The following is a 22728-nucleotide window of genomic DNA, read 5'->3' on the forward strand; positions in this document are numbered from 1 at the left end:
CGGGCCACGGCCGGAGGCCGCTTGAGCGGTTCCTAGCAGGCTGCGTCGGGTCCTGTGCCGGGCCCCGGCAGATCCTGTGCCAGGTCCTGCCGGGGCCTGCCGGATCCGGGCACCCCGGCGCGGCCGGGGGCACGCCCGGCGGCACGGCCGCCCCGTACATCGCTCGTCGAGTGGGAGTCGCAGCATGACCCGATCGGAGCCGGACGCCGTGCCGGTGCTCGCGCTGGAGGGGGTGAGCAAGTCCTTCGGCGCGGTGCGTGCGCTCAGGGACGTGTCCCTGCGGCTGTACGCCGGCGAGGCGCACGCCCTGGCGGGGGAGAACGGCGCGGGCAAGTCGACGCTCATCAAGACCCTGGCGGGAGTGCACCGCCCGGACACCGGCACGGTGCTCCTGGACGGCCGCCCCGTAGTCCTGCACGGCCCGGCGGACGCGCGTGACGCCGGGGTGGCCGTGATCTACCAGGAACCCACCCTCTTCCCCGACCTGTCGGTGGCCGAGAACGTCTTCATGGGCCGCCAGCCGCGCCGTTCGCTCGGCCGGGTCGACCACAGGGCCGCGCGCACCGCCGCGGCGGCCCTCTTCGCGCGCCTCGGCGTGGACCTGGACCCGCAGCAGCCGGCGCGCGGCCTGTCCATCGCCGACCAGCAGCTCGTCGAGATCGCCAAGGCGCTCTCCTCCGACGCCCGGGTCCTGATCATGGACGAGCCGACCGCCGCGCTCACCGGCAGCGAGGTCGCCAGGCTCTTCGGCGTGGTGCGCACCCTGCGCGAACAGGGGGCGGCCGTGCTGTTCATCTCGCACCGGCTGGAGGAGATCTTCCGGCTCTGCCAGCGGGTGACGACCCTGCGCGACGGCGCACTGGTCGCCAGTGACCTGCTCGGTGATCCGCAGGGCCGTCGGGCTCCGGAGTCCGGAGGTTCCGGCGCTTCCGGGGGTTCAGGGAGTACAGGGGGTTCCGGTGGTTCAGGGGGGTCTGACCGCCCGGCCGGATCCGGGGGCGCCGCCGGTCCCGCGGACGCCGCGGACGGTGCCGGTGCCCCGGGTGGGCGCGGCCTCACCGAGGACGACCTGGTGCGCCGGATGGTCGGCCGCGACCTCGACGAGCTGTACCCCAAGCAGGACACCCCGATCGGCGAGGTCGCGCTGGACGTGCGGCAGCTGACCCGGGAAGGGGTCTTCACCGACGTCTCCTTCACGGTGCGGCACGGGGAGATCGTCGGGCTCGCCGGTCTCGTCGGGGCCGGCCGCAGCGAGGTGGCACGTGCCGTCTTCGGCGTCGACCGCTGGGATGCGGGTTCTGTGCACGTGGACGGCAGGCCGCTCACCAACGGCGCACCCAGCATCGCGATGGCGGCCGGGCTGGCCCTCGTCCCCGAGGACCGCAGGGCCCAGGGCCTGGTGATGGGCATGTCCATCGAGCGGAACGTCAACCTGACCGCCCTGACCGGCCTCGGCGGCACGGTGCGCGGCGGCCTGATGGACCGGCGCGCGGAGCGCAGCCGGGCACTGGACTGGGCCGTCAGGCTCCAGGTCAAGTACGCCGCGCTGGCCGACGCCGTCGGCACCCTGTCCGGCGGCAACCAGCAGAAGGTGGTCCTCGCCAAGTGGCTGGCGACCACACCGAAGGTGCTGATCGTCGACGAACCCACCCGCGGTATCGACGTCGGTACCAAGGCCGAGGTGCACCGGCTGCTCTCCCGGCTCGCCGCCGACGGGGTGGCGGTCCTGATGATCTCCTCCGACCTGCCCGAGGTCCTCGGCATGGCCGACCGGGTGCTGGTCATGCACGAGGGCCGGCTGACCGCCGAGATCCCCCGAGCCGGGGCCACCGAGGAGTCCGTGATGGCGGCGGCGACCGGCCGGGGTACCACAGGGAGGGCGGCATGACCCTGACCCAGCAGCCCCCCGCGCCCGCCACCGGCGAGGCACGCGGCGGCGCCACCCGGCTCGTCGACCGGGTATTCCGGATACGGGAAGTCGCGATCCTCCTGGTCTTCCTGGTGATGATCGCGATCACCCAGGCGGGCAACAGCCAGTTCCTGTCCGAACAGGGCGTCAAGGACCTGCTGCTGAACGCCACCATCCTGGTGCTGGTCGCCACCGGACAGGCGCTGGTGGTGATCTCGCGCAACGTCGACCTCTCGGTCGGCTCCACCCTCGGCATCAGCGCGTTCGCCGCCGGAGACTACCTCCAGGGCGGCGGCGACTCCTTCCTGGCACTGCTGCTCGCGGTGGCGCTCGGCATCGGCTGCGGACTGCTCAACGGAGCCCTCGTCAGCCTCGGCCAGGTGCCCGCGCTCGTGGTCACCCTGGGCACGCTGTACGTGATCCGCGGCGTGGACTCGATCTGGGTCGGCTCCCGGCAGATCACCGCCTCCGACCTGCCGGGCCCCTTCACCGACTTCGGATCCGGCGGCCTGGGCGCGCTGCCCTACCTGGCGCTGATCGCCCTCGCGGTGGTGGTCGCCGTCGCCTACTACCTGCGCCACTTCGGCGGCGGCCGCGAGCTGTACGCACTGGGCTCCAACCCCGAGGCCGCGCGGCTCGCCGGAATCCCGGTGCGGCGCCGGATCCTCGCCGCCTACACCGCCTGCGGCGCGCTCTCCGGACTCGCCGGCGCGCTGTACCTCGCCCGCTTCGGCAACGTCGACTCCGCCACCGGCAACGGCTACGAACTCACCGTCGTCAGCGCCGTCGTGGTGGGCGGCGTCGCGTTCACCGGCGGCGCGGGCAGTGTCTACGGCGCGGCCCTCGGCGCCCTGCTGCTGACCTCCGTGAACAGCGTGCTGCCCGCGCTCGGCGTCAGCTCCGTGTGGGTGCTCGCCATCAACGGTGTCCTGCTGGTGCTCGCCATCGCCGTGGACCGGGTGGTCGCCCTGCGCCTGGCCGCGGCCCTGAAGAAGAGGAACGCCCGCCATGGCTGACAGCTCCCCGAAACGTGCCGCGCGGCGCGCCGGCGCCCTGCGCTGGGACGGTGTCGTCGGCGTCCTGCTCCTCGTGCTGCTCCTGCTCTCCTTCGGCTTCGTCGACGGCTTCGGTAACGCGCTCAACCTGTCGTTCCTGATCGGCAACACCCTGCCCATCGCCCTGATCGCACTGCCGATGACGCTGCTGGTGGTCGCGGGCGAGATAGACCTGTCGGTGGCGTCGACGGCCGGGCTCAGCGGCGCCGTCATGGGGGCCCTGTGGAACGCGGGGATGGCCATCGAGACGATCATCCCGATCTGCCTGCTGCTCGGCGTGGTCTGCGGCCTCGTCAACGGCCTGCTGGTGACCCGGCTCGGCCTGCCCTCGCTCGCCGTGACCATCGGCACGCTGGCCGCCTACCGGGGCATCGCGCAGATCGTGCTCGGCTCCAACGCGGTCACCGACTTCCCCGCGCCGTACCTCGACTTCGCCGCGGGCCGGATCGGCTCGACCTTCGTCCCGTACGCCTTCCTGCCGTTCCTGGTGCTGCTCGCCGTCGCCGTGGTGGTGCTGCACGCCACGCCCTTCGGCCGCTCGCTCTTCGCCGTCGGGGCCAACGAGGAGGCCGCGCGGTTCGCCGGTATCCGCGTCAGGCGGCACAAGCTGTGGCTCTTCACCGCCACCGGCCTGATGTCCGCCCTCACCGGTGTCTTCTGGGCGCTGCACTACGCCAGCGCCCGCTACGACAACGCCACCGGCCTCGAACTCTCCGTCGTCGCCGCCGTGCTGCTCGGCGGCATCGACTTCGACGGCGGGCGGGGCACCCTCGGGGGCGCCGTCGCCGGGGTCTTCCTGCTCGGCGGGCTGCAGAACGCCATGAGCCTGCTGAACGTCTCCGCCCAGTCCCAGACCGTGGTCACCGGTGTGCTGCTGGTCATCTCCGTCCTCGGACCGCGCGTCGCCCGGCAGATCGCCGCGCGCCCCGTCGCGCTCCCCGTCCCTCCTGCCCCGCAAACTTCCCCAGGCCCGTCCGAAAGGGACCGCTGATGTTCTCTCCCGCACTGCGCCGCGCCGGCCTCACGCTCGCCGCGATCACCTCGCTCGCCCTGGCCGCCACGGCGTGCGGCGGCACCACCAAGGACTCGGTCGACCACGACAGCGGCGGCAAGGGCGCGGCCTCCGGCGCCAAGGCCGACCCGAACGCGCCCACCAAGAAGGGCCTGAAGGTCGCCTTCCTGCCCAAGCAGGTCAACAACCCGTACTTCACCGTCGCCGACAAGGGCGGCCAGAAGGCCCTCGGGCAACTGGGCTCGACGTACAAGGAGTCCGGTCCGAGCAGCGCGACCGACACCTCCGGCCAGGTCTCCTACGTCAACATCCTCACCCAGCAGCAGGTCGACGCGATGGCCGTGTCCGCGCAGGACCCCGGCGCGCTGTGCACCGCCCTGAAGCAGGCCATGAAGAACGGCATCAAGGTCGTCACCTACGACTCCGACACCAATCCGGACTGCCGCAACGTCTTCATCTCGCAGGCCGGCGCCGAGGAGATCGGCCGCAGCCAGATCCAGCAGATCGCCAAGCAGATCGGCTACAAGGGCGAGATCGCGATCCTGTCCGCCGCGCAGACCGCGACCAACCAGAACACCTGGATCAAGTACATGAAGGACGAGCTGAAGAAGCCCGAGTACAAGAACGTGAAGCTGGTGAAGACCGCCTACGGCAACGACGACGCCCAGCAGTCCTTCCAGCAGACCCAGGGCCTGCTCCAGGAGCACCCGAAGCTCGCCGGGATCGTCTCGCCGACGACGGTCGGCATCAAGGCCGCCGCCCAGTACCTGTCCGGCTCCAAGTACAAGGGCAAGGTCCGGCTCACCGGCCTCGGCACACCCAACGACATGCGGCAGTACGTGAAGAACGGCACCGTCAAGGCATTCGAGCTGTGGGACCCCGCCAAGCTGGGCGCTCTCGCCGCGCACGCCGCCGTGGCGCTGGCCTCCGGGCAGATCACCGGGGCCCGGGGCGAGACGCTGAAGGCCGGCGGCATGGGCACCTTCACCGTCGGTGCCAAGGGCGTGATCGACCTCGGCAAGCCCACCGTGTTCGACGCCGGGAACATCGACCGCTACAGGTTCTGACACGGCGCTGCCCGGTGGCGGTCCGTCCGCACGGCGCGGGGCGCATACGCTGACACCCACCCGGCCCGCGCCCCGCCCGAGCCCGGGCACCCGACGGCAGGACGGAGCAGGGACGAAACATGGTCGGCATCAAGGACGTGGCCCGGGACGCCGGGGTGTCGGTGGGCACGGTATCCAATGTGATCAACCGTCCCGACCTGGTGTCAGAGGAGACTCGGCGCCGGGTGCAGTCCGTCATCGACCGCCTGGGGTATGTCCGCAGCGAGTCCGCGCGCCAGCTACGGGCCGGGCACAGCCGCATCATGGCCCTGCTGGTGCTCGACATGGGCAACCCGTTCTTCGTGGACGTCGCGCGCGGCGCCGAGCGCGCCGCGCGCGAGGCGGGCCTCGGCGTGATGGTCTGCAACAGCGCCCAGGACCCCACCGAGGAGGCCGACTACCTCTCGCTCTTCGCCGAGCAGCGGGTCCGCGGCGTGCTGCTCACCCCGACCGACGCGAGCGGCCGCAACATCGCCGCGTTCCGACGCCACAAGATCCCGTTCGTGCTCGTCGACCGGGTCGCGGAGGGCACCACCGAGTGCTCCGTCTCCGTGGACGACGTCGCGGGCGGCGCGCTCGCCGTACGGCACCTCGTCGACGCGGGCCACCGGCGCATCGCGTACGTCAGCGGCCCGCCGGGACTCAACCAGGTGAGGGACCGCCGGGAAGGCGCGCTGCGCGCCCTGGCCGAGGCCGGACTGCCCGCACAGACGCTGCACGAACTGCCCACCGAACGCCTCGACGTCGCGGCGGGCCGCGACGCGGGCGCCCGGCTGCTCGGCCTCGCCGACCGGCCCACCGCCGTCTTCTGCGCCAACGACCTGCTGGCGCTCGGCGTCCTCCAGGCGATGTTCGCGGCCGGGGTCCCGGTGCCGGAGGAGGTGGCCATCGTCGGCTACGACGACATCGAGTTCGCCGCTGCGGCCGCGGTACCGCTCACCTCGGTGCGCCAGCCCGCGGTCACCATGGGAGCGATGGCCGCGGAACTCCTCCTGGAGGAGACGGAGACGGAGACGGGCGGGGGCGCGGGCGGTGGAACGGGCACGGGCGCCGGCGGAGGCGCGGGCGCAGCGGACACGGCCGGGCACACGCACCGGCGTGTCGTCCTCCAGCCGGAACTGGTGGTGCGCAGGTCCAGCCTGCGGCGGCGGTGAGAGCTTGGTGCCGGAGGCTTCGCGGGGCGGCTGCGCGGCCGCATGGCCGCATGACGGGGCCGGGGGCCAGGTCGTCCCGTGGCCCCGTGGCCCCGTGGCCCGTCGCCCCGCGAGCCCGTGAGTGCGTGGCGGCCGGGGGCCTGTGCGGGTGGACGGAACCTGATGGGTGGCGGGCGGCGGACGGCCCCGGGCGCGGCGTGGCGGGGCCGCGAGGCGGCTTCCGGATGGGCAAGCGACCGCTTAGTATGTCGGGCAGTCAGGTTCGACGACCCTCCCGTGGAGGCCCCTCTATGCCCCACATGCCCCCGATGCAGGCATGGCACGTGCACCAGACCGGCGAACCGCGCGAGGTGATGCGCCTGGAGGAGTCGGTCCGGCCCGAGCCGGGCGAGGGCCAGGTCCTGCTGAAGGTCCGCGCCGCGAGCGTCAACTTCCCCGACGCCCTGCTCTGCCGCGGCCAGTACCAGGTGCGTCCGCCGTTGCCGTTCACACCCGGAGTGGAGATCTGCGCGACCGCCGAGGACGGCCGCCGCGTCCTCACCACCTGCGCCCTGCCGCACGGCGGCTTCGCCGAGTACGCCCTCGCGGATGCCGCCGCGCTGCTGCCGGCGCCCGACGCGCTCGACGACGCAGAGGCCGCAGCGCTGCACATCGCGTACCAGACGGGATGGTTCGGGCTGCACCGCAGGGCGCGGCTGCGCCCGGGCGAGACGCTGCTCGTGCACGCGGCCGCCGGCGGCGTAGGCAGCGCAGCCGTCCAGCTCGGAAAGGCGGCGGGCGCGCGGGTCATCGGTGTCGTCGGCGGCCCGGCGAAGGCCGAGACGGCCCGTGCCCTCGGCTGCGACCTGGTGATCGACCGGCACTCGGACGACGTGGTCGCGACGGTGAAGCAGGCGACGGAAGGCCGTGGTGCCGATGTGGTCTACGACCCCGTCGGCGGCGATGCGTACACCTGGTCCACGAAGTGCGTGGCCTTCGAGGGCCGGATCGTGGTGGTCGGCTTCAGCAGCGGCTCCATCCCGAGCCCCGCCCTGGGACACGCCCTGGTGAAGAACTACTCCATCCTCGGCCTGCACTGGGGCCTGTACGCGGCCAGGGCCCCGCAGACGATCCTGGAGTGCCACGGCCAGCTCACCGCGCTGGCCGAAAAGGGTGCGATCAAACCGCTGGTCAGCGATCGGGTGCCGCTGGCGGCCGCGGTGGACGCGGTCCAGCGGGTCGCGGACGGGACGACCACGGGGCGCGTGTGCGTGCTGCCCGGACTCCCGTCCGGGAACGGGACCGGTGCGGCGGACGGAGCGGGGGCATGATCGACGCAGCCGAACTGCGCCGCCGTACACGGGAACTGCTGGCCACCTGCCCGCCCGCCACGGCCGACCGCGCGACGTTCCTGCGGGCCCGCTTCGACGCCGGTCTCGCTTGGGTGCACTACCCCGAGGGGCTGGGCGGGCTCGGTGCCCCGCGTGCCCTGCAGGCCGTGGTCGACGCCGAGCTGACGGCCGCGGGCGCCCCCGACAACGACCCGCGCCGCATCGGCATCGGCCTCGGCATGGCCGCACCGACGATCCTCGCCTTCGGCAGCGAGGAGCAGAAGAAGCGCTTCCTGCGTCCGCTGTGGACCGGTGAGGAGGTGTGGTGCCAACTGTTCAGCGAGCCGGGCGCCGGATCCGACCTCGCGGCACTCGGCACCCGGGCGGTCCGTGTGGCGGACGGGACCGATGAGGGTGCCGGTGTCGGTACAGGCGGCGGCGCCGGCGATGGTGCCGGTGCCGTTCTCGGCGGGGAGGGTGCCGGTCCCGCCGGCGGGGGCTCCCGTGGCGCGGAGGAGTGCGCGGGCCCGGACACCGGGGACGGCGGATGGATCGTGAACGGGCAGAAGGTGTGGACCTCCAGCGCCCACCTCGCCCGCTGGGCGATCCTCGTCGCCCGCACCGACCCCGGTGTTCCCAAGCACCGCGGCATCACGTACTTCATCTGCGACATGACCGCTCCCGGGGTCGAGGTGCGCCCGCTGCGGCAGATCACCGGCGAGGCCGAGTTCAACGAGGTCTTCCTGACCGACGTCCGGATCCCCGACGCCCACCGGCTCGGCCCGGTCGGCGAGGGCTGGAAGGTCGCACAGACCACCCTGATGAACGAGCGCGTGTCCATCGGAGGCTCCCGGGTGCCGCGCGAGGGAGGCATGATCGGCCCGCTCGTCAACACCTGGCGCGAACGCCCCGAGCTGCGCACCCACGACCTCCATCAGCGGCTGCTGACCCTGTGGGCCGAGGCCGAGGTGGCCCGCCTGACCGGTGAGCGGCTGCGCCAGCAACTCGCCGCCGGCCAGCCGGGCCCCGAGGGGTCCGGTATGAAGCTGGCCTTCGCCCGGCTGAACCAGGAGATCAGCGCCCTGGAGGTGGAGCTCCTCGGCCAGGAGGGACTGCTGTACGACGACTGGACGATGCGCCGTCCCGAACTGGTCGACTTCACCGGCCGCGAGGCGGGTTACCGCTATCTGCGCGCCAAGGGCAACAGCATCGAGGGCGGGACCAGCGAGATCCTGCTGAACATCATCGCCGAGCGCGTCCTGGGCCTTCCTGCCGAGCCGCGCACCGACAAGGACGTCGCCTGGAAGGACCTCGCCCGATGAGCACGCCACGTGAGACGACGACCGGCGGCCCGCGGCGCGGCGAAGGCGGCGGTACGGTCCCCGACCGGGCCGCACCACCCCTGTCGGCCGGCGGAACGGACGCCGGTCCGGGAAACGACCGCGGCACCGCCGACGCCCGGCCTGTGGAGGCGGATCCGGTACCCGACCTGCTCTACTCCGAGGAGGAGGAGGCGCTGCGCGCCGTCGTACGCCGACTTCTCGCCGACCACTGCGACGCCGCCGCCGTGCTCGCCCGCAGCGAGTCCGACACACCCCACGACCCGGGGCTGTGGAAGGCCCTTGCGGTGGACATGGGCCTGGCGGGCCTGCTGGTACCCGAACACCTCGGCGGGCAGGGCGCCACCCACCGCGAGACCGCGGTCGTCCTGGAGGAACTCGGCCGTGCCCTCGCCCCCGTCCCCTACCTGACCAGTGCCGTCCTCGCCACGGAGGCACTCCTCGGCTGCACCGCGGGCGACGACGACGCACCGCCCGCAACCGGAGCGGCCCCTGCGGCGGCCGCCTCCCGCGCACGGCCGCACGCGTCCGCGGACGGCGAGGATATAGACGGCGCGGCCCCGCCCGAGCTGCTGACCGCACTGGCCACCGGCCGCACCGTCGCGGTCCTCGCCCTGCCCCTCGCCACGGCGGTGGTGGCGCCGGACGAGGACCCGGGGCCCACCGGGCGACGCGACGAGCGGCACGGACAGGGGGTGCGGGTGGAGGGCGGCACCCTGCACGGCCGGATCACCGGCGTCGCCGACGCCGCGGCCGCCGACGTCCTGCTCGTCCCCGCCGGCACCGGGCTCCACGCGGTCGACGTCCGCCAGGACGGCGTCACCATCACCCCCCTGATCTCGTTCGACCGGACACGGCCGCTCGCCGAGGTGACCCTCACCGCGGCGCACGGCCGCCTGCTCGCCGCTGATGCCCGGAGTGCTCTGGGACGCGCCCTGCGCGCCGGCGCCGGACTGCTCGCCTCCGAGCAACTGGGCATCGCCGACTGGTGCCTGACCGAAACCGTCGGGTACACCCGCGAGCGGTACCAGTTCAACCGGCCCGTGGGCTCCTTCCAGGCACTGAAGCACCGCCTCGCCCGGCTGTGGCTGGAAACCGTCCATGCCCGGGCCGCTGCCAGGAACGCCGCCGACGCCCTGGCGACCGGGAGCCCCGAGGCCACGCTCGCCGCCTCCCTCGCGCAGTCCTATGCCTCGGGCGTCGCCGTGCACGCGGCCGAGGAGGCGCTCCAACTGCACGGTGGCATCGGCATGACCTGGGAACACCCCGTGCATCTCTACCTCAAGCGCGCCAAGGCCGACTCCATCGCGCTCGGCACGGCAGGTCACCACCGTGAAACCCTGGCTCGGCTCGCCGGGCTGACAGGGCCTTGAGGCCGGCGCCGCGCTCAGGCGCCGCGCCCTCGGCGTGGCTCCCTGAGCGCGGGCCGGTGCTCGCAGGACCGGCTGGGCCCGCCGCCCCGGTGCGCCGGTCTCCAACCTCCCGGCCGTTGGCCGCCACGCCCCGGAGCCCGGCCGTTCCCCTGGGGTGAACGGGACGAGCATCGCACCAACTCGCTCCGGACCACTGCCTCCCCGGCCCGCCGACCCCCATACTCGCTGGGGTCCCGCTACGGCATCTCCACGGAGGCAGTGCATGCCCCTCACCACACGCCGCAAAGCCCTCGCCGCGCTCGGTGCCGCCCTCGTGTGCGGTACGGTCCCGGCCGGGCCGGCCGCGGCAGCCCGGGCGCACGGCAGGGTTCCCGGCCCCCGACCGCTGGCCCACGCCCATGCCCACAACGACTACGACCATCCCCACCCCCTGTTCGACGCGCTCGACCACCGCTTCGGCAGCGTCGAGGCCGATGTCTACCTGGCGGACGGGCAGTTGCTCGTGGCCCACGACCCCGTCGATCTGGACCCCACCCGCACTCTCGAAACGCTCTATCTCGCCCCCCTCCTCGCCCGTATCGAGGCGAACCGCGGCTGGGTGTACGACGGCTGGCGCACACCCCTGCAACTCCTCGTCGACATCAAGACCGAGGGCGCGGCGACCTATCTGGAACTGGACCGCCACCTCCGGCGCCATCAGCAGATCTTCACCTCCTTCTCCCATGGTGCGGTGCACCGTGGACCGGTCACCGCCGTCGTCTCCGGCGACCGCGCCGCACGTGTCCCGATGGAGACCCAGCAGGTCCGGCACGCCTTCTACGACGGACGCCTCGCCGACCTCCAGACCCCCGCCCCGGCCTCGTTCATCCCCCTGATCAGCGAGGACTGGACGGCGACGTTCACCTGGCGGGGCGACGGCCCTTTCCCCGCCACGGAACGAGCCGCGCTGCACCGGATCGTCTCCACCGCCCATGCCCACGGGCAGCGCGTCCGCTTCTGGGGCACCCCCGACACGGCGGGCCCGGCCCGCGACGCCCTGTGGCGCGAGTTGCTGGCCGCCGGCACCGATCTGCTGAACACCGATGATCTGGCCGGCCTGGAGGCATTCCTCACCGCCCGCTCACCGAGCCGGACCGAGGGCTTGACCGAGCTGGACGGATAGGGCTTCACCGCGCTGCACGGACGGACAGGGCTTCACCGCGCTGCACGGACGGATAGGGCTTCACCGCGCTGCACGGACGGACAGGGCTTCACCGCGCTGCACGGAGTGGTGTTCACCGCGCTGCACGGGGCGGAGAGAGCTTCACCGAGCCGGAGGGAGAGTATCCACCGACCTTGACCGGAGGCCTGGCACAAGCGTCCGCGGCGCCCGAGCGTGCCCTCCGCGTCGTCACCCGCAGTCAACACACGTTCGGAGGACACGCCGCTCGCCCGGGCGGGCACCGCGCTGCGCCACACTTACGGCCGAAGGCCATGGGCGTCGACATGGCTGTGGAGGGTGACGATGGCCATTTCCATCTCCGCTGTGCTGCTGCTCCTGATCCTGGCCGTGATCTTCGTGCGCAACGGTGCGCTGAAGATGTCGCACGCCGTGGTGTGCGCGCTGCTCGGGTTCTACCTGTCCAGCACGAGTATGGCCCCGACCATTCAGGAAGGGCTGACCGCGACGGCGGACATCGTCAGCCGCCTCGATCCCTGAGCCGGACGCGCCCTGCCCGCCCCTGACCCGGGCTCGGCCGTCCTGGGCCCGCCCCCCGGACGGCGGCCTCCGACAGGCCGGCCGCCGTCCGGGGGACCAGGCCGTCAGCGTGCTCGGAGCGCGGCCGAGTTGACCAGGTCCATGTACTTGACCCAGTCCCAGAAGGGGCCGGGATCCGTGTGGGTCGCCCCCGGGACCTCGCTGTGGCCGACGATGTGGCCGCGGTCGATGGGTATGCGGTACTTCGCGCAGACCGCCGCGGTCAACAGCGCCGACTGCTCGTAGAGCTCGTCCGTGAAGTACTGCGGCTGGTCCACCCAGCCCTCGTGCTCGATGCCGACGCTGCGCGTGTTGTAGTCCCAGTTGCCGGCGTGCCAGGCGACGTCGCGCTCGCGGACGCACTGGGCGATGTGGCCGTCCCTCGAACGCACCACGTAGTGGGCAGAGACCTTCGCCGTCGGATCCTGGAAGATCCCGATGGCGTCGTCCCACGTCTCCTGCGTGACGTGGATGACCACGTGGTCGATGGGGTACGTGGTGGGGCGGTTGGCCGCCGTGTAGTTCGAGGTGCTGGCGGGGCGTGACTCGGCGAGCGGGTAGTCGACCGCCTGTGCGCCGGCGAGCGCCGGCTGTGCCGTGAGCAGTGCGGTGGGCACCGCCGCGAGAGCGGCGCCCTGGAGCAGCCGGCGGCGGCTGAGGGTGCGTCTTGCTCGTTCCATTGCTGATCTACCTCTCGGTGGGGGGGGGAACAGCGGATACAGGAGCGATCTGAACGGTGCAGCAGGTGGAGAAGGTGGAGCAGGAGCAGGAGCAGGAGCAGGAGCAGGAGCAGGAGCGGGTGGAGCGGGGGAGGTGCGGTCTTGGACGGGGATCGGTCAGTGGCTCGCGGAGGCGGGGCCCGGTGACGGCCGGGTCCGGAAGGAGCCCCCAGCCTTCCGGCTGCCCGAGCCTCAGGTGTCGGGCCCTTCGGCTGCCCGTCTCCTGGAGGTCCCGCCTTCTGAACGCCCGGCTCTGAACGTCCGGTCGTCGCGAGGCCCGGGCTGCGTCCGGCCGGGGTCAGCGTGTCAGGGCACCGGCGGTCTCCCGCAACTGGGCATGGACGCCGCGGTAGGTCTCACTCGGCGGCAGCCACTCCTTCCTGAGCTTCGCCACGCAGGTGTAGTTGGTGTCGCAGACGTTCGCGAGGGGCGACTCCACGGTCTGGGAGGCGAACTGGTAGGCGTCCAGTTCACTGAACCCGTAGTCCCGCACCAGCCACTGCACCAGATCGAGCTGGGATATCCGAAAGGCGTCCTCCAGCGGGCGCGCGGAGCCGGTGGACATGATGTGCGTGTCGGACTCCAGACGGGGCCAGGGGGTCGCCACACCCTTGAGCAGCTCGACGATGACCACCGTGTTCATGGCGCACTCGACGGCCACTCCGCAGGTTTCGCCCTCGCCCTGCCGCGCATGCCCGTCGCCGAGACTGACCAGCGCTCCTTCCACGTTGACGCCGAGGTAACACGTCACTCCGGCGCGCATCTCCGGCGTGTCCATGTTCCCGCCGTGCGCGTCGGGCACCAGGGCCGAGCGCACTTCCAGATTGGCCGGCGCCACACCCACGGTGCCGTGCATCGGGTCCATGGGCAGCTCCCTCGTGAAACCGCCATCGCGGGCGGAGAACATGGCGGTGCGCCGCTCCCGGTCCAACTGCCAGATCCACACCCGCTCGGGCAGCGGTGCCTGCAACGAGGCGGTCGCGTGCGTCGATGTGAGCGCCCCGAACAGCGGTACCGTCGTCGAGGCCGCCCAGTCACGGGCAGGCTCGATCGAGACGAAGTGCACTGCCACCGTGTCGCCCGGCTGCGCGCCCTCGACGTGGAACGGACCGGTCTGGGGATTCAGGAACGGAAACTCGCACACCTCGGAGACCAGGTCCTTCTCCGACCGGACCCGCCCGGCGTAGCAGTCCTCCGTGAACAGGTCGAGAACCGTGCCCGGGGTGATACGGGCCACCGGTGGGGCTCCGCCGAACGTCCAGGCGTACTCGTCAGGCCGGGGGCGCACCGTGAGAATCCTCGGGTCGCTCATTGCAGCTGGGCTCCGCTCTTTCCGGGGTCCGGTAGGGGTTCGTCGTCGAGGTGGACACGGGCGGTCTCGGCTATTCGTCCCGGGTGGCGTTTGGCCAGGACGGCCAGTACCAGGACCCCGGCGAGCAGCCACAGGCCCACGACGGGACCGGCGTACGACACGGGCGCCGTCAGCTCGGACACGAAGTCGAACACGGGCAGCCCCGCGGCCGTGCACAGCGCGGGTACGAAGGCCACAATGCCCAGCAGCGGGAAGAGCAGGTGCCGCACGGGACGCAGCTCCGCGCGCCTGCGACGCAGGAAGTAACCGGCGCAGGATGCGTTGGTGACGATGTAGACCCCGATCACGACGGTCACGATCATGGTCGCCAGCAGCAGGAAGGCGGTCTGCGGGTCATAGCCGAACCCCAGGCCGAGCATCACCGCCACCGCCACCGCGAACTGCACGGCGACTCCGGCGACGGGGGAGAGCCGTACGGGGTGCAGATGGGCGAACGGCCTCGGGAAGACTCCGATGCGGCCCAACGCGAAGGCGGTACGGGTCGAGACGTTCGCGCTGGCGTTGGCGTTGGCGATCGTGGAATTGACCACGGCGAGGAACACCAGCACCCAGAAGAGCCCGAACGACGCCCGCGCCACCCCTTCCCAGGACGCCGCCCCGGAGGTACCGAAGCCGGCGAACCGGTCCGGGCCGAAGAACACGGTCATCGCATAGGTCGTCAGGACGTAGAAGAGCCCGATCGCCAGAGCCGATCCCAGCACTGCCCGGTGCATGGTGCGCCCCGGGTCCTTCGTCTCCTCGGCGAGCGGGGCGGCGGCCTCGAAGCCGGAGAACGCCAGCACCGTGTAGACGGATCCGGCGAACACGCCGCTGAGGCCCTTGTGGTCCACCGGGGTGTGCGCGGTGCCGAACACCGACAGGGTGTTGTGCCCGCCGGCCTTCACGATCAGCAGCACGGCGAAGACCAGCAGGACGGCCACCTCGAAGACGCCGAGCACCGTGCCGAACCGTGCCGAGGCGCGCACCCCGAAGTACCCGGCGGCAGCGATGATCACGGCGCCCGCGAGCGCCCAGGGCCACCACAGGTCGCCCGGATACGAGGGCCACTCGTCGTGCAGCGTCCCAGCCGTGGTGAAGCCGAGCTGGAGCAGGAGCAGGGGAGGCACCAGGGCCTGCACGAACACATAGCCCCAGCCGACCAGGAAGCCCACGGCCGGATGCAGCCCCTGCGCCGTGTACGTCGCCACCGAACCCGCCGCCGGCATGTGGCGCGCGAGGTCGGCCACACAGGACGCCGTGAACAGGCAGGCGACGAGGGCGATCAGCACCGACAGGGGCAGACCGCCGCCCGCGAACGCCGCGCCGGACGGGACGGAGGCCGCGACCGCCGCGGCCGGGGCCATCGCCGTGATGCTCTGGAACAGGACCTCGCGCAGTCCGACGGCCTCACGCCGCAGGCCCGGACCCGCCTGGCCGGACTTCTCCGGCATATCGCCTCCCCCTCCCGCCGCACCGCACACACTCGATCATCCGCGCGAATTTACGCGCGTCACTTACGGTACGAGCCACGGAGGTTGAGGCGGAAGAGCACGGTGTGGATCTGGGGAGAACGCAGGGATTGTGCATAACTCCGTCCCTCGTTCGGGTGTTTGAGGGTCGGGCCACGAGCCGGAGGGTTCACGTGTGGTAGAAGCGGTGCGCAACGCAAGGGCGGGGAGAGGCCCGCCGAGTGGGAAGCGGAGCGACGGCACGGCCCGGCGGTGCCCGCGTTCCCCCACGTTCGCGCCTTCGCGCGGGCCCTTCATGCCGCCGTGCGGGTGCCCGCGTTGCTCATGCGCTGTGGGCCACCCCGGCCGGGTCGTCGAGTACCGCCCGCACCACGGAATGCGCCGCGCCCAGCAGCGGGCCCTCGGATCCGAGCTGCGACACGGCGATCTCGCATGCCGGCCCCGCGGTGCGCCGCTCCAGCTCCGCCTCCAGCGACGGCAGCAGCCACGGTGCCAGCCGCGACAGTGCGCCCCCGAGCACCACGGTCTGCGGGTCGAGCAGATTGACCGTGCCGGTGAGCGCGATGCCCATCGCGGTCCCCGCCTCGCGCAGCGCGCTCCTCACCCGGCGATCGCCGGATACCGCGCGCTCGGCGAGCAACCCGACACGGCCTTCGCCCGGGTCGAGCCCCGCAGCACGCAGCACGGCCACCTCACCCGCGAACTGCTCCAGGCAGCCCTGTCCGCCGCAGGCGCAAGGCGGCCCCTCGGGATGCACCGGCACATGGCCGAGTTCTCCCGCGAAGCCCCGGGTACCGCGCAGGAGCCGCCCGTCCACCACCACAGCCGCGCCGATGCCGATCTCCGCTGAGACGTGGACGAAGTCACCAGGGGCCCGCTCGCCCAGCCAGAGTTCGGCGAGGGCACCGAGATTGGCCTCGTTGTCCACCGTCACCGGCGGCTTCGCGGGCAGCAGTGCGCCGAGATCGGTGTCGTGCCAGTCCAGGTTGGGCGCTCTGACGACGGTACGGCTGTCCCGTGCGACCAGACCGGGAACGGCGACGGTGATGCCCGCCGGACGCAGGCCCTCCCGGTCCGCCTCCTCACTGACCTGCCGGACCAGCGCCGCCAGGTCGTCGACCACCGGCTCGGGCGCGCGCCCTCTGTTGCTGACATGCCGCTCCGCCCGCGCCCGCACCTCGCCGCGGAGATCGACCACACAAGCCGCCAGGTGGTCGACGCCCACCTCGGCGCCGACTCCCGCGGGTCCGCTCCTGCTGACGGCGAGCGCGGAACCGGGACGTCCGACCCGTCCGGGGCGCTCCGGGCCGAGCTCCTCCAGCAGACCCGCGCGGATCAGCTCGTCCACCAGGGTGGAGACAGCGGCCCGGGTCAGCCTGATCCGCGAGGCGACGGCGGCCCGCGACATGGGACCGTCGGCGGCGATCGTGTGCATCACACGTGAGAGGTTCCTGCGGCGCATCCCCTGCTGGGTGTCGGGAGTGCCGGAGCGTGCCTCGTGCAGGGGTGCGGTCATACGGTGGTCGGTCCTCTGTGAGAGAGGCCCGCGGCGGTCCCCGCGGGCCTGGTCACGGATCTGGTCACGCCCGGTCGAGCAGGGGCGCGGCGTCGGACAGTACCCCGCTGATCCTCTCCAGTGTCGCCTCGTCCCGTTCGACGGCCTCGAGCACCGGTCCCCGCGCCGTTCCCCACCGTCGGGCGACCGCCGCGGGATCCTCGCCGGTGAGGACACCCGCAGCCTGTGCGGCGGCACCCAGGGCGACCAGTTCCCCGGCCTCCGGGATCTGCACCGGCCGTCCCGACAGCCGGCGGACGGTCTGCTGCCAGGCCCTGCCCCGTGCGCCGCCTCCGATCAGCAGCAGCGGGGTCGAGCGGTCCGCGTCCGCGTCGAGCACCAGGTCCAGGGCGCCCAGCAGCGAGTGCACCGCGCCGTCGTAGGCCGCCTGCAGCAGTTGCCCGGCCGTGGTCTCGTGCCGCAACCCGTGCAGCAGCCCCGAGGCGCCCGGCAGCGCCGGGGTGCGCTCACCGTCGAGGTAGGGCAGGAGCGTGATGCCGCCGCCCTGTTCCACGGCCTCGCGGTCGCGACCGAGCAGGGCGGCGATCCGGTCGACGGCGAGCGTGCAGTTGAGCGTGCAGGCGAGCGGCAGCCAGTCGCCCCGTGCGTCGGCGAAGCCGGCCACCGTTCCGGTGGGATCCGCGGGGCGTCTCCGCGACACCGCGTACACCGTGCCGGACGTGCCGAGGCTGAGGACGGGCGTGCCGGGCCGCAGACCGAGCCCCAGGGCGGCGGCCGCGTTGTCGCCGGTGCCCGGTGCCACCAGCGTGCCCTTGGCGAACGGCAGGTCGCTGCCGTCGCGGGTGGTGCCGGCGACCTCCCCTGGGCGCACGACACGGGGCAGCAGCGCAGGGTCGAGGCCGACCCTGCCGAGGATGTCGTCGTCGTACGCCTCGGTGGACGATGCCCACCAGCCCGTACCGGAGGCGTCCCCACGGTCGGTGGTGCCCGCGCCCGTCAGACGCTCGGTCAGGTAGTCGTGCGGGAGGCGCACCGCGGCGGTGGCCCGGGCGGCCTCGGGTTCGTGCTCGGTGAGCCAGGCCCACTTGGTGACGGTGAACGATGGCCCCGGCACACTTCCGAAGCGGTCGGCCCACACCTTGGCGCCGCCCATCTCCTCGATCAGACGGTCCGCCTGGGGCGCCGAGCGTACGTCGTTCCAGAGGAGCGCCGGGCGGACCGGCCTGCCCTGGGCGTCCAGGGTGACCAGTCCGTGCTGCTGACCGCCCACCGAGACCGCCGCTGCCTGCTGCGCCGCGTCACCGCACTGGCGCAGCGCCTCGCCGAGGGCGCTCCACCACTGCTCCGGATCGCTCTCCCGGCCCGCACCCGAGGACACGGTGTGCCCGGCCTGCCCACTGGCCACAACGCGTCCGGTGGCGACATCGACGACCAGGATCTTCGTGGACTGAGTGGAACTGTCCACTCCGACGACGAGTGGTCCATCGGCTGCTGTCATCGGGCTCTCCGTTCTGCGGCGTGTACCGGACCTGTCACAACTGTTCCCGCGGATCGCGGGATCCCAGGAGCCCTTGGTCCGCGATCCGACCGTTTCGCGCTCCCCGGCTTCCCAGGGCTGCTCATGCATACTAATTTGTAAAGTGCCATGACGAAATAGCGCGAGCGAGGAGCCGTGTCATGAGTTTTCAGCCCACCCCCGAGGACAGGTTCACCTTCGGCCTGTGGACCGTCGGCTGGCAGGGGAGGGACCCCTTCGGAGACGCCACCCGCCCCGCTCTCGACCCGGTCGAGTCCGTACAGCGACTGTCCGAGCTCGGTGCCCACGGCGTCACGTTCCACGACAACGACCTGATCCCCTTCGGTGCGTCGGAGACCGAGCGCGAGTCCCACATCAAGCGCTTCAGGCAGGCGCTCGACGCCACCGGCATGGTGGTCCCGATGGCCACCACGAACCTGTTCACGCACCCCGTGTTCAAGGACGGCGGCTTCACGGCGAACGACCGCGACGTGCGCCGGTACGCCATCCGCAAGACGATCAGGAACATCGACCTGGCGGCGGAGCTCGGCGCGAAGACCTACGTCGCCTGGGGCGGCCGTGAGGGCTCCGAGTCCGGTGGGGCGAAGGACGTGCGGGACGCGCTGGACCGTATGAAGGAGGCCTTCGACCTGCTGGGTGAGTACGTGACCTCCCAGGGTTACGACATCCGCTTCGCGATCGAGCCCAAGCCGAACGAGCCGCGTGGCGACATCCTCCTGCCGACCGTCGGCCATGCGCTGGCCTTCATCGAGCGCCTGGAGCGGCCCGAGCTGTACGGCGTCAACCCGGAGGTCGGCCACGAGCAGATGGCGGGACTGAACTTCCCGCACGGCATCGCGCAGGCACTGTGGTCGGGCAAGCTTTACCACATCGACCTGAACGGCCAATCCGGTATCAAGTACGACCAGGACCTGCGCTTCGGCGCGGGCGATCTGCGAGCCGCTTTCTGGCTCGTGGACCTCCTGGAGCGCGGCGGGTACGAGGGGCCGCGGCACTTCGACTTCAAGCCGCCGCGGACCGAGGACTTCGACGGAGTGTGGGCGTCGGCCGCCGGGTGCATGCGCAACTACCTGATCCTCAAGGAGCGCGCCGCGGCCTTCCGCGCCGATCCGGAAGTACAGGAGGCCCTGCGCGCCTCGCGCCTGGACGAGCTGGCCCAGCCCACCGCGGCCGACGGCCTGTCCGGCCTGCTGGGTGACCGCAGCGCCTTCGAGGAGTTCGACGTGGAGGCCGCCGCCAAGCGCGGCATGGCCTTCGAACGCCTCGACCAGCTCGCGATGGACCACCTGCTGGCGGCCCGCGACTGACGCGCACGCCATGGACCCGGGGCTGCCGGATACCTTCCCGCAGCCCCGGGCGGTGGTGCCGTGCCCTGCTGCCTGTTCCCCTCAGGGCCATCAGCCGCGCCGCGAGGGGCCGCGGCCGGGCCCCGGGTGGCCGGCCCCACCGGTACCCAGTGACCCCCTTCCCCGCGGTACGGCCACCAGCGGCCGTCATGGTCCAGGCGCACCTGTGCCCGCCCGTCGTTCGCGGTCCAGCGGTTCCCGGCCGTGTGCAGGCATGGGCGCTCGCCTTCGTCCCATGCCGTGCCGAGTGCGGTACGCGCGCGTGCGTGTGCCTCCGGGCTCGGGACACTGCTGTTCGAGAGCCTGCAGCTCGCTGGCCCCGCCGTGTTGCCAGGCGCGTACCGCCCGCGCGAGGGTGTCCGGATCCCGGCCGCTGCCGGCGGCCAGGCGGGCCGTGATCTCCGCATCGCAACCGCGGGCGGGGGCCGGCAGCGCCGCCGGGATCCGTACGGCGTCCTGCCCCGGGGCGAGTTCGCCGGACAACTGCTCGTACCGTGCCGAAAGGGCTGCCGCGAGCAGCCGGTGAGCCTCGTCTGCGGCGCGCGCGGCGACGCATTCCAGGCCCTGAACGGCGATCTCGGCCGCCGTGCCGGGGCCGGTCTCCGGGGACGGCGGCGTCCCCGGTGCAGCGGGAACCTGGGGGAACGCGGGCAACGGCGGAAGGAAGCTCGCCGAGGCGTATGCCTCCGCGGCGTCCACCCCGGGAACACCGCCCCCTTCCTGCGCGGCCCGCTCGCCGGCGGCCGTCCCCTCACTGGTCTCGACCGCGGACGCGGCCGTGCTCCAGCAGAGCCGCGATGTGCCCCGAGCTCTCCGCCGCCACGCCCAGGAACCTGTCCCACTGCTCGTCGCTCAGGGGCTGTATGAGAACGGCAGAACGGTGCGCGGTGAGGTCCCCGTCCCTGATCACCGCGGTGACCCGGCCAGGCCGGACCGAGAGGGCGCCGACGGTGTCCGCCCGCGCCAGCCGCCGACCCGTCAGCGGTCCGCTCCGGACACGAGCGAGGGCGGGCGGCTCCGTCCCGTCCGTACGCCAGAGGGCGAGGCAGCCCGAACGAGGTGAATCCGCGGGGACGAACACGACGGAGCAGCGGATCGCTTCAGCGGCTCTTGAGGACGGCTCGGTTGCGCGGGGCGGGACGATGGCCACTCCTCGAACTCGTCTACTGGGCGGCCGAGAGTACACCGCAACAGGGGCGGGGGCGGGGGGCTCACGAGATGTCCTGGGGCTTGCCCCAGGGCCGCAGGTGTGGCCAGCCCCCTGCTCCGCCGGGGGGCGCACACCGGCTGGACCGGGGTGGTAGTGCCATGGTCACCAATGGTCACTGTGCGTACGTTTTCTGAGGTCAGCACCTACCTCAGAGACCGGAGACGCACCATGGCCCAGGCCGCCGCAGCCCTTGGCGCACCCCCACCGGAAGCCGCCCGTTCCCGCGGCGCGGAAAGCGAGTTCGCGCCCCTGCTGCGCGCGGTCAGGGGCCAGGGGCTGCTTGAGCGCCGGGTCGGGTGGTACACGGCCGCGATCGCCGTCAACACCCTGATGCTTGCCGCTGCTGTCATCGGTGCCGTCCTGATGGGCGACTCCTGGTGGACGCTCACCATGGCACCCGTTCTGGCGGTCCTCTCCGCGAGGACGGCCTTCCTCGGCCACGATGCCGGGCACGCCCAGATATCCGGTGACCGCACGCTGAGCCGGGTGATCGGGCTCGTCCACGGGAACCTGCTCCTGGGCATGAGCTACGCCTGGTGGAACGAGAAGCACAACCGCCACCACGCCAACCCCAACCACACCGAGAAGGATCCGGACGTCGCCGCGGACGTCCTGGTGTTCACCCGCCGACAGGCGGCCGTGCGCATCGGTTTCAGACGCTGGCTCACCCGCAACCAGGCATGGCTGTTCTTCCCGCTCACCCTTCTGGAGGGAGTGGCACTCAAGGTCCACAGCATCCGGAGCCTGCGCATCCAGTCACCCGGCAAGCGCAGGGTGGAGGCGGTACTCCTCGGGGCCCACGCAGTCGGTTACGCGGCACTGCTGCTGAGCGTGCTGCCGCTCGGCAAGGCGCTGCTCTTCGCCGCTCTCCACCAGGCGCTCTTCGGTCTTCACCTGGGCCTGGCCTTCGCACCCAACCACAAGGGCATGGAGATGCCCGACCCCGGCAAGGACCGCTGGGGCCATCTGCGGCGGCAGGTACTCACCTCACGCAACATCCGCGGAGGCATGCTGACCGACTGGTTCCTGGGCGGTCTGAACTACCAGGTCGAGCACCACCTTTTCCCCAGCATGCCCCGCCCCCACCTGAAGCTGGCCCAGCCCATGGTGCGCGACCACTGCCGCAGCCTCGGCATCCCCTACACCGAGACCGGACTCGTCGACTCCTACCGTCAGGCCCTGCGGCACATGCACGAGGTGGGCGAACCCCTCAGAGGTGTCGAGCCAGGCGTGAGCGGCGATGCGCGGTGACAAGCAGGGGGAGGGGCTTGGGGACGCATGGGGGATGCGGCTCAGAGGCGCCTCGGGGTCGAGATGCGGAACCGCCGGGGACGCGAGCTCGTTTCTCAGGCAGAGAGCGGCGTCGGCCGCATGAGGAGGCGACACACATGTCGAAGAGGGCAAAGATCGCCGCAGGAGGTGTGGCGGTCGGACTTCTCCTGCTGATCTGGCTGCCCTGGTGGGCCGCGTTCCTGATCGTGCTGGGCGTGCCCACCGCCGCCTACCTGGCACTGGACCCGGGACAGCGGCGCAGGCTGCGCCGTGTCTCCCGCCGGGAGCTGGGTCGCTGAGGCCCGTCTGGG

At 72.2% G+C, this 22728-nt stretch carries 18 protein-coding genes and 2 pseudogenes; 14 read left to right on the forward strand and 6 right to left on the reverse strand.

Annotated elements, in window-relative coordinates:
* The first annotated feature begins 184 nt into the window (after positions 1 to 184).
* The 11 genes and pseudogenes from IE313_RS34960 (at position 185) to IE313_RS04130 (ending at position 11958) form a co-directional block, all read left to right on the forward strand.
* Positions 185 to 1888, forward strand: coding sequence for a sugar ABC transporter ATP-binding protein (locus IE313_RS34960; RefSeq protein ID WP_229924365.1), 1704 nt, complete (start codon positions 185 to 187; stop codon positions 1886 to 1888).
* The gene (locus tag IE313_RS04090; RefSeq protein WP_189929496.1) at positions 1885 to 2925 is read left to right on the forward strand and encodes an ABC transporter permease; all 1041 of its coding nucleotides are present in this window, start codon (positions 1885 to 1887) and stop codon (positions 2923 to 2925) included. Before IE313_RS34960 ends, IE313_RS04090 begins: the two co-directional genes overlap by 4 nt.
* Positions 2918 to 3955 (forward strand): ABC transporter permease, encoded by a 1038-nt coding sequence (locus tag IE313_RS04095; protein WP_229924366.1) that lies wholly within the window; start codon positions 2918 to 2920, stop codon positions 3953 to 3955. The genes IE313_RS04090 and IE313_RS04095 overlap by 8 nt, the downstream gene beginning before the upstream one ends.
* Positions 3955 to 5043, forward strand: coding sequence for a rhamnose ABC transporter substrate-binding protein (gene rhaS, locus IE313_RS04100; RefSeq protein WP_189929497.1), 1089 nt, complete (start codon positions 3955 to 3957; stop codon positions 5041 to 5043). The genes IE313_RS04095 and rhaS overlap by 1 nt, the downstream gene beginning before the upstream one ends.
* Positions 5044 to 5162: 119 nt before the next feature.
* Positions 5163 to 6236 carry a LacI family DNA-binding transcriptional regulator gene (locus tag IE313_RS04105; RefSeq protein ID WP_189929498.1) on the forward strand — a complete coding sequence of 358 codons (1074 nt, stop codon included), beginning with the start codon at positions 5163 to 5165 and terminating at the stop codon, positions 6234 to 6236.
* A 308-nt stretch (positions 6237 to 6544) separates the two neighbouring features.
* Positions 6545 to 7546 (forward strand): NADPH:quinone oxidoreductase family protein, encoded by a 1002-nt coding sequence (locus tag IE313_RS04110; protein ID WP_189929819.1) that lies wholly within the window; start codon positions 6545 to 6547, stop codon positions 7544 to 7546.
* Positions 7543 to 7947: pseudogene (locus tag IE313_RS36305) on the forward strand (acyl-CoA dehydrogenase family protein); the annotation flags it as partial. The gene IE313_RS04110 and the pseudogene IE313_RS36305, both read left to right, overlap by 4 nt.
* Positions 7948 to 8088: 141 nt before the next feature.
* Positions 8089 to 8868, forward strand: a pseudogene (locus IE313_RS36310) (acyl-CoA dehydrogenase family protein); the annotation flags it as partial.
* Positions 8865 to 10259 (forward strand): acyl-CoA dehydrogenase family protein, encoded by a 1395-nt coding sequence (locus tag IE313_RS04120; protein WP_229924367.1) that lies wholly within the window; start codon positions 8865 to 8867, stop codon positions 10257 to 10259. The pseudogene IE313_RS36310 and the gene IE313_RS04120, both read left to right, overlap by 4 nt.
* 262 nt (positions 10260 to 10521) lie before the next feature.
* A complete protein-coding gene (locus tag IE313_RS04125; RefSeq protein ID WP_189929500.1) occupies positions 10522 to 11421 on the forward strand; it encodes a phosphatidylinositol-specific phospholipase C/glycerophosphodiester phosphodiesterase family protein in 900 nt (299 codons plus the stop codon).
* 342 nt (positions 11422 to 11763) lie between these two features.
* Positions 11764 to 11958, forward strand: coding sequence for a hypothetical protein (locus tag IE313_RS04130; protein WP_189929501.1), 195 nt, complete (start codon positions 11764 to 11766; stop codon positions 11956 to 11958).
* 104 nt (positions 11959 to 12062) lie between these two features.
* On the opposite strand, the gene IE313_RS04135 is transcribed toward IE313_RS04130, so the two are convergent.
* From IE313_RS04135 to xylB, 5 genes are all read right to left on the reverse strand, one after another.
* On the reverse strand, positions 12063 to 12677 hold the full coding sequence (locus tag IE313_RS04135) for an N-acetylmuramoyl-L-alanine amidase (RefSeq protein WP_189929502.1): 615 nt from the start codon (positions 12675 to 12677) through the stop codon (positions 12063 to 12065).
* A gap of 337 nt (positions 12678 to 13014) precedes the next feature.
* On the reverse strand, positions 13015 to 14028 hold the full coding sequence (locus IE313_RS04140; protein ID WP_189929503.1) for an acetamidase/formamidase family protein: 1014 nt from the start codon (positions 14026 to 14028) through the stop codon (positions 13015 to 13017).
* Complete coding sequence (locus tag IE313_RS04145; RefSeq protein WP_189929504.1) at positions 14025 to 15518, reverse strand: APC family permease; 1494 nt, start codon at positions 15516 to 15518, stop codon at positions 14025 to 14027. The genes IE313_RS04140 and IE313_RS04145 overlap by 4 nt, the downstream gene beginning before the upstream one ends.
* 340 nt (positions 15519 to 15858) lie before the next feature.
* Positions 15859 to 17052, reverse strand: a complete 1194-nt coding sequence (locus tag IE313_RS04150; RefSeq protein ID WP_189929505.1) for an ROK family transcriptional regulator — start codon at positions 17050 to 17052, stop codon at positions 15859 to 15861.
* A 64-nt stretch (positions 17053 to 17116) separates the two neighbouring features.
* A complete protein-coding gene (xylB, locus tag IE313_RS04155) occupies positions 17117 to 18550 on the reverse strand; it encodes a xylulokinase (protein ID WP_189929506.1) in 1434 nt (477 codons plus the stop codon).
* 179 nt (positions 18551 to 18729) lie between these two features.
* Here xylB and xylA point away from each other — a divergent pair, with 179 nt between their 5' ends.
* Positions 18730 to 19896 (forward strand): xylose isomerase, encoded by a 1167-nt coding sequence (gene xylA, locus IE313_RS04160; protein ID WP_189929507.1) that lies wholly within the window; start codon positions 18730 to 18732, stop codon positions 19894 to 19896.
* Between the two features lie 790 nt (positions 19897 to 20686).
* On the opposite strand, the gene IE313_RS04165 is transcribed toward xylA, so the two are convergent.
* Complete coding sequence (locus IE313_RS04165) at positions 20687 to 20845, reverse strand: hypothetical protein (protein WP_189929508.1); 159 nt, start codon at positions 20843 to 20845, stop codon at positions 20687 to 20689.
* A 468-nt stretch (positions 20846 to 21313) separates the two neighbouring features.
* Here IE313_RS04165 and IE313_RS04170 point away from each other — a divergent pair, with 468 nt between their 5' ends.
* Complete coding sequence (locus IE313_RS04170; RefSeq protein WP_189929509.1) at positions 21314 to 22396, forward strand: fatty acid desaturase family protein; 1083 nt, start codon at positions 21314 to 21316, stop codon at positions 22394 to 22396.
* A 137-nt stretch (positions 22397 to 22533) separates the two neighbouring features.
* Positions 22534 to 22716 (forward strand): tail-anchor membrane protein, encoded by a 183-nt coding sequence (locus IE313_RS04175; RefSeq protein ID WP_189929510.1) that lies wholly within the window; start codon positions 22534 to 22536, stop codon positions 22714 to 22716.
* The last annotated feature ends 12 nt before the right edge of the window (positions 22717 to 22728 follow it).

It is taken from the genome of Streptomyces sulfonofaciens, assembly GCF_014656295.1.
GTDB classification, from domain to species: domain Bacteria; phylum Actinomycetota; class Actinomycetes; order Streptomycetales; family Streptomycetaceae; genus Streptomyces; species Streptomyces sulfonofaciens.

Coding starts and splice junctions, on each gene's coding strand:
- IE313_RS34960 (WP_229924365.1), top strand. CDS start 185: ATGACCCGATCGGAGCCGGACGCCGTGCCGGTGCTCGCGCTGGAGGGG.
- IE313_RS04090 (WP_189929496.1), top strand. CDS start 1,885: ATGACCCTGACCCAGCAGCCCCCCGCGCCCGCCACCGGCGAGGCACGC.
- IE313_RS04095 (WP_229924366.1), top strand. CDS start 2,918: ATGGCTGACAGCTCCCCGAAACGTGCCGCGCGGCGCGCCGGCGCCCTG.
- rhaS (WP_189929497.1), top strand. CDS start 3,955: ATGTTCTCTCCCGCACTGCGCCGCGCCGGCCTCACGCTCGCCGCGATC.
- IE313_RS04105 (WP_189929498.1), top strand. CDS start 5,163: ATGGTCGGCATCAAGGACGTGGCCCGGGACGCCGGGGTGTCGGTGGGC.
- IE313_RS04110 (WP_189929819.1), top strand. CDS start 6,545: ATGCAGGCATGGCACGTGCACCAGACCGGCGAACCGCGCGAGGTGATG.
- IE313_RS04120 (WP_229924367.1), top strand. CDS start 8,865: ATGAGCACGCCACGTGAGACGACGACCGGCGGCCCGCGGCGCGGCGAA.
- IE313_RS04125 (WP_189929500.1), top strand. CDS start 10,522: ATGCCCCTCACCACACGCCGCAAAGCCCTCGCCGCGCTCGGTGCCGCC.
- IE313_RS04130 (WP_189929501.1), top strand. CDS start 11,764: ATGGCCATTTCCATCTCCGCTGTGCTGCTGCTCCTGATCCTGGCCGTG.
- IE313_RS04135 (WP_189929502.1), bottom strand. CDS start 12,677: ATGGAACGAGCAAGACGCACCCTCAGCCGCCGCCGGCTGCTCCAGGGC.
- IE313_RS04140 (WP_189929503.1), bottom strand. CDS start 14,028: ATGAGCGACCCGAGGATTCTCACGGTGCGCCCCCGGCCTGACGAGTAC.
- IE313_RS04145 (WP_189929504.1), bottom strand. CDS start 15,518: ATGCCGGAGAAGTCCGGCCAGGCGGGTCCGGGCCTGCGGCGTGAGGCC.
- IE313_RS04150 (WP_189929505.1), bottom strand. CDS start 17,052: ATGACCGCACCCCTGCACGAGGCACGCTCCGGCACTCCCGACACCCAG.
- xylB (WP_189929506.1), bottom strand. CDS start 18,550: ATGACAGCAGCCGATGGACCACTCGTCGTCGGAGTGGACAGTTCCACT.
- xylA (WP_189929507.1), top strand. CDS start 18,730: ATGAGTTTTCAGCCCACCCCCGAGGACAGGTTCACCTTCGGCCTGTGG.
- IE313_RS04170 (WP_189929509.1), top strand. CDS start 21,314: ATGGCCCAGGCCGCCGCAGCCCTTGGCGCACCCCCACCGGAAGCCGCC.
- IE313_RS04175 (WP_189929510.1), top strand. CDS start 22,534: ATGTCGAAGAGGGCAAAGATCGCCGCAGGAGGTGTGGCGGTCGGACTT.